The sequence below is a fragment of the [Phormidium] sp. LEGE 05292 genome (assembly GCF_015207735.1).
In the GTDB taxonomy this organism is placed as follows: Bacteria; Cyanobacteriota; Cyanobacteriia; order Cyanobacteriales; family Aerosakkonemataceae; genus Floridanema.
In genome coordinates this window covers 1-6,128 of the sequence record NZ_JADEWG010000248.1, presented here as the reverse complement: position 1 = coordinate 6,128, position 6,128 = coordinate 1, and the positions used below count along the sequence as shown (strand labels likewise).

7 protein-coding genes are annotated in these 6,128 nt (G+C 40.0%); 4 read left to right on the top strand and 3 right to left on the bottom strand.

What is annotated here, in order from left to right; all coding sequences use genetic code 11:
* The first annotated feature begins 283 nt into the window (after positions 1 to 283).
* The 3 genes from dnaX (at position 284) to IQ264_RS31070 (ending at position 4,681) form a co-directional block, all read left to right on the top strand.
* Positions 284 to 1,675, top strand: coding sequence for a DNA polymerase III subunit gamma/tau (gene dnaX, locus IQ264_RS31080; protein ID WP_193986337.1), 1,392 nt, complete (start codon positions 284 to 286; stop codon positions 1,673 to 1,675).
* Between the two features lie 145 nt (positions 1,676 to 1,820).
* Positions 1,821 to 3,893, top strand: a complete 2,073-nt coding sequence (locus tag IQ264_RS31075) for a DNA polymerase (protein ID WP_193986335.1) — start codon at positions 1,821 to 1,823, stop codon at positions 3,891 to 3,893.
* A gap of 182 nt (positions 3,894 to 4,075) precedes the next feature.
* On the top strand, positions 4,076 to 4,681 hold the full coding sequence (locus IQ264_RS31070) for a Uma2 family endonuclease (RefSeq protein WP_193986333.1): 606 nt from the start codon (positions 4,076 to 4,078) through the stop codon (positions 4,679 to 4,681).
* 66 nt (positions 4,682 to 4,747) lie between these two features.
* Here the strand turns inward: IQ264_RS31070 and IQ264_RS31065 are convergent, their stop codons facing one another.
* Together IQ264_RS31065 and IQ264_RS31060 are read right to left on the bottom strand one after the other, a co-directional pair.
* Positions 4,748 to 4,930, bottom strand: coding sequence for a hypothetical protein (locus IQ264_RS31065; protein WP_193986331.1), 183 nt, complete (start codon positions 4,928 to 4,930; stop codon positions 4,748 to 4,750).
* Between the two features lie 10 nt (positions 4,931 to 4,940).
* Entirely contained in the window at positions 4,941 to 5,162 is a 222-nt protein-coding gene (locus IQ264_RS31060; protein ID WP_193986329.1) for a hypothetical protein, read from the bottom strand.
* Positions 5,163 to 5,233: 71 nt separating this feature from the next.
* Here IQ264_RS31060 and IQ264_RS31055 point away from each other — a divergent pair, with 71 nt between their 5' ends.
* Entirely contained in the window at positions 5,234 to 5,776 is a 543-nt protein-coding gene (locus tag IQ264_RS31055) for a hypothetical protein (protein WP_193986327.1), read from the top strand.
* Positions 5,777 to 6,014: 238 nt separating this feature from the next.
* Here IQ264_RS31055 and IQ264_RS31050 read toward each other — a convergent pair whose 3' ends face one another.
* Entirely contained in the window at positions 6,015 to 6,116 is a 102-nt protein-coding gene (locus tag IQ264_RS31050; protein WP_413470365.1) for a hypothetical protein, read from the bottom strand.
* Between the last annotated feature and the right edge of the window lie 12 nt (positions 6,117 to 6,128).

Sequence of the window (6,128 nt, the reverse complement as noted above, 5' to 3'; positions counted from 1 at the left end):
TTAATAATAGAATTAAGCTCATTATTCGACAAAGCTATGGCTTTAAAAGCTTTGAATCTTTGCGAGAAAAGCTGTTAGCTTGTTTATTTAAATAAGATTTACTTATCCCCACAGGTACGGGAGAGCCATTTGCATCAGCCTAGATGGAAAGCTCAAATCCAAATATTTGAAAAATTTGCCAACTCATTTCAACGAGCCTTAATTAGTCTACCCAATCTACAAACCATAGCCCGACTCTTAACCCTTAATTTTGAATTTTGAATGAGAGAATTTTGAATTGTTTATGTATCAACCATTTCATCAAAAGTATCGTCCACAAATTTTAGCCGATTTAGTGGGTCAAAATCCGATCGCAACTGCCCTTACCAATGCTATCAACTCAAGTCGCATTGCCAGTGCCTATTTGTTTACTGGGCCAAGAGGGACTGGTAAGACCTCTTCTGCTCGGATTTTAGCTAAATCGCTCAATTGTTTGGAAACGGATAGCCCCACAGCTTCTCCTTGCGGTCGGTGTTCCTCTTGTCGAGATATTGCCAATGGGGTTGCCATTGATGTGTTAGAACTTGATGCTGCAAGTAATAATGGGGTTGACCAGATTCGGGAAATTTGTACCGGGGCGCACTTGACTCCTGTGCAGGGTCGCTATAAAGTTTATGCGATCGATGAAGCTCATGGATTAAGTAATGCAGCGACTCAGGCTCTTTTGAAAACTCTTGAGGAACCACCGCCCAACGTGGTTTTTATTCTCTGTACTACGGAACCTCAAAAGTTACCTAATACTATCATTTCTCGCTGTCAACGCTACAATTTTCAACGCATTAGTTTGGATGCGATGGTGGAACATTTGAAAACCATTGCTGAAGTTGAGGGGATAATAATTGATGAAGTTGCTATTGGTTTAGTGGCACAATTAGCTACAGGAGGATTGCGAGATGCACTTTCTTTGTTGTCGCAACTTAGTTTGTTAGAAAAGTCGATTACAGCCCAAGAGGTTTGGGAGTTGGTGGGTGCTGTACCAGAGCTAGAATTAATGGAGTTGGTTAGAGCGATCGCATCCGATCAAGAATTGGATACTATTAATATAACCCGCTCCCTTCTCAATTCTGGTAAAGAGCCATTGGTGGTACTTCAGAATCTAATTGAATTCTACACCAAAATGCTGATTGCTCTGACGGTTTCCGATAACCAACGCGATTATTTGTTATTAGAAGTCAGTCCAGAACAATGTAAAGAATTGGCTATTTCTTTGGGTCGCCATACCATTTTAGCTGCTCAACAACATCTGCGAACTTGTGAAGCCCAAATTAAATTTTCTAATCAATCTTGGCTCTGGTTGGAGGTTGCTATTTTGGGATTACTTCCTGGTGCTATGCAGAGTCACAACCATGACAATCTTCATAATACATCTACATCTACAACATCACCCATAGCTTTACCAACTTCTGCTGTTGTTCCTCATAATAATATTTGGCAAACTGTGTTAGCTAAAGTTCCTCCGTCGCTCAAAGTGTTACTTTCTCAACATGGCTCATTGACAAATTTCTCTGAGGACACTGCTACTGTATTTGTCAAAAGTGCTGCTTTGAAACAAAGAGTTGATAGCCAAATTACTGCCTTAGAATCTGCCTTTAGTTCTGTTACTTCTAGACCCATTAAAGTTTCTGTGTCAAACTAAATACTTTTTTGATTGAGGAAATATTTATTTGATATTTCCTCAATATCCTTGTCCATACCAATCTCAATTACTTTGAGAAATCAGCTAAGATAATAACTAGGGATTTGCTTTGGTCATTTATTGTCGAAACTAGCTAGGTGTTCCCATGCCACAATACTTCCAATATACTCTATTTTTGCAACAGGAAGAGTCACTAAAATCCAATATAGTCCTGCTGGATAATCCTCTTTTTCCTGAGCTTTTTCGAGAGTGGAAACAAGCTAAAAGGTTTGGGTTTGATTTAGAAACTTTTGGTAATTCTGGAGAACCTGATAGCGCACTTGACCCCAATACTGGAGAAATTCGCCTGATTTCTTTAGCTTTTATTATAGATAGTAAGGTATGGGTGCTATTGATTGATTTAGCTTTCTCTAATGAGCAAAGAATTCAAATTGAGCAACAGCTTCACGCGCTGGGATTTTGGGAAACTTTGGCAGAACGATTAGCCAATCCAACGGTGGAAGTTGTGGGTCATTCTTTGGATTTTGAACAACAATGGATGTTGGCGAAGTATGGGTATAAAATTCGCTGTGTCCGCGATACTAAGTTGATGAGTCAAGTGTACTGGGCTGGTTTAGATCCTTGGCTGGATAAAGTTAACAATAAGGCGCATTCTTTGGCTTCTGTTTGTCTGCGTCTTGGCATTGAAATAGACAAAAGCGAACAGAAATCTGAGTGGGGATGGGGAGATAAGGGGGGTGGAGAGCTAAGTAATAATCAGCTTAATTACGCAAGTTATGATGCTGAAGTAGTTCTGCAAATATATGACCGACTTGAGCCTTTGTTAAAGGAAATTGGTGTCTGGAATTCCTATATGGCTGAGTGTAGTGCAACACCTGCTTTTGCACAAATGGCTTATTATGGAATGCCTGTAAATGAGGCGGCGTTGAATAATGTTACTTTGCAGTATGAAACGGCTTATCAGGATTTGGTGAATAAGTTGGGTTCTACTTTTCCTGAAGCGGTTCCTTATCTCTATTCAACTAAGGAATTACCTAAGTTAATTAATCAGAGATTTAAGTTGAAGTTAACGCAAGTGAATGCTGATTCTTTGAGTAAGTATTGGGATATTCCAGAACTTAGGTTGATTTCGGTGATTAAGACTACTAAGACTTATCTGGATTATTTGATTAATCTCAAGGAATCGTTGCGCGATGGGTATGTGCGTTCTCATTATACTCAAATTAATCGGGCGGCTTTTGGACGCAGTAGCAGTCAACATCCTAATTTGCAAAATCCTCCTAATCCTAGTAATTTTCCTGATGAATTACAAGCTTACAATTTGCCTGCGATTAGAACGGTTTTTGTGGCACATCCTGGTAGTAACTTAATTGTTTCTGACCTTTCTAAAGCGCATACTCGCATTGCTTGTGAGGCATCTAGTGATGCTCAATTAATTGGGCGGTTAAATTCAGAAAGTCAGGAAATATTTTGTTCGATTGCTTCTGCGATCGCATTTATTCAAGGGCTTGGTGATGATTGGACTGAGGATAATATTCGTATTTGGTTTAAGGATAAATCTCATGCTAATCATCAGACGGCTGCGATGTTGCGGGCTGTTAGTAAAAACGTGCATTATGGGTCGATGAATTTGCAGGGTTTTAAGACGCTTCAGAAAACTATTAGGACTGGTACTGGGATTAGTTTAACTGATAAAGAGGCGCAGTCGAGTCAATCTGGTTGGAAGAAAACTTATGCTGGTGTGGCTGCTTTTTGTCATAAGATTATCAAAGAGGCTAATTGCACTTTGCCGTCAGTGTTGGGGATTGAGGAGATTTTGGGGCGGACTAAGTTTGGATTGGGTTATGTGCGTTGTCTGACAGGGCGTGGGGTGTTTCTTCCTTTGTATCCGCAAGAGTTTGGGGAAAACAAGTGTGTTTCTGTCAAAGGCCCGGATGCGACGGCGGCTTTCTGGACGATGGCGGAGGCTGATATTATGAAGATGGCTTTGGGTGAGATTATCGAGCGCTTAGATTCTCATCCTGAATATGGGGCGCATCTTGGCAATATGGCTCATGATGAGGTGGATGCGATCGCCAATTCCGATTATAGTCTTGAGGTGGCTACTATTATTCAAAGTTCGATGCGCCTGGGGATGAGGCAATTTATCCATTGTATTCCGGTGGATGAGGGGGAGAGCGCAGAAAGTTTGATTTGTGCTTCTTGGGCTCACAAATGATTGGGGAGTGGTAAAAGCGATCGCACAACTCATATCATATCCGACTTTCATTCTGATTATTCAGACCACAGGGGGTAGGGGGAGTGCGTCAAAACGTTTTCTTCCCCCTATCTAGAACAATGGGCTATCACCGACAATCCCTTAAAATTGGAATGGGAAGAAGTTACCTTCAAACATGACCAATGACCTACACTCCACCTAAACTACTTAGCTTCGAGGATTTTATTGCCCAATACGGGGATAATACACGCTATGAACTAATTGATGGAGAACTCAGAGACATGGAACCTACTGGCCCACATGAAGCTGTTGCTGGCAGTATTGCGGGTAGAATCTATGTCGAAATTTTTCGTGCTAATTTAAACTGGTTGGTGCCAAAAACTTGTCTGGTCAAACCACTATATGCTGAAGCTACAGTGCTTCGTCCTGATGTAGTTGTTTTAGATAAAGCAGAACTAACTAATGAACCCCTGTGGCAAAAAGAACCTGTTATTTGTAACGGAAATACTATTAAGCTTGTTGCTGAAGTAGTCAGCACTAATTGGCAAGATGATTATGCAAGGAAAGTGGAAGAATACGCTTTTTTGAATATCCCAGAATATTGGATTGTAGACTTTCGTGGCTTGGGTGGTTTACAATTTATCGGCAATCCCAAACAACCTACTTTCACCGTCTGCCACTTAGTTAATGGTGTGTACCAGCAGCAACAATATCGCTTGGGAGATCCTATTTCTTCTTACCTGTTCCCCGATTTACAATTACGGCTTGATGACATTATGCCAACTTAGACTTTGGCGTATCTGTTTGGTTACTACTGACCTCCAATAAACGACGTACAATGGCAATCGAATTTGTTAACTGGGCAAAATTATTTCCATGTCAGTAATGCCATTAAAATCATCTACATTAAAAGTATAAATACTCTTAATTCCGTATATCATCATGGTGGCAACGTGCATCAAATCAAATACTGTAGCTCCAGTTACGGTATTCGTTTTTAGTAGTTCTAGCCATTGCTTAAAAACCTCGTCAGACATTAATAATAGTTCAATATGTTGCATTTAAAGTTTCTTTTAGTCCTACATCTGCTACCCACCAATCAAATTCTCTATGCAGTTGCTTTAATTGTTCCTCTTCATCACCAGAATCACTAACTGTTTGGTTAACATTTTGTTGTTGAGAAACTGCCCGAAATGCTGCTATAATTTCTTGCAACATGGCAATTTGTTGTGGATTTAAACCTGTAACATCTATAACTTCTCGTTTCATACGCTCTCCAGTCAAAAAAGATAAAATTGCGCTGACGCAGCCAAAAGGAATGATGAATTCCTTAGTTGCTCATGTACCCTAAAAGTTTTTCTCTTAACCAAAAGCAGACTGACTCTTTGAAGAAACATGGATTTTGCGTGGCTACTGTAGCTGGCATTAAATCCATCAGATTTAATAATTTTATCATGCTCGATTGGGATACACCACATCGAGGTGAGGTTTACCAAAATCTCGCACAATATTGCCACGAAAACCCACAAGAACTTTGGGCTATTTACGATACATTTGCTGGCGTTCATGCTTTCCGGTTAAATTATACCGAGCCACCTACTTCTGCTTATAGCATTGCTTTAGCTTATAAGCTGGATGCAGACATTCGCTATGTAGAACTTTGCATAGCTAGAAACCTTTGGTCAGCCCGGATTGCTCCTAAACCTCATAGAAGCAGAGATTTCATCTGTTTCAAAGGATTTCTTGGCAGTGGAATTGCTTTACCAAAAGCTCAATGGCTCTTGCAAATTCACCATAATTTGTTGATTAAACATGGACTAACTACAGCCACTAAAAATAGTCCTATTTCCTCACTACTTCGACAAATTCAATTAGTCGCTTGAGTTGTCACTATTAGACCCGGTTATTCCGGGTCTTTTTTTTACTAAATGCTGGCAATCGTTGAATGTAGTAACCCATTCACTTTCCGTAAATTTTAATTGATTTATGGCGGCGCTGACGCGCCGCAAACAAGCAATGTTGAGCAGAAACAATGAAGTCAAATTCTGGTTCTTCCTTATTTGAATTGTCTCCCCAAACCCAACCAGTTCCCGATTCTCTTAAAGTCAGGTTCTTCCGTACTTACTGTGCTAAATTATTAGGGAAGTGCCAGAACAATAAAGCTCTTAATTCAAAATTGCGGAAATTCCTAAAGCCAAATCCACAACGTTTGAGTAATTTCAATTTATTATTAAT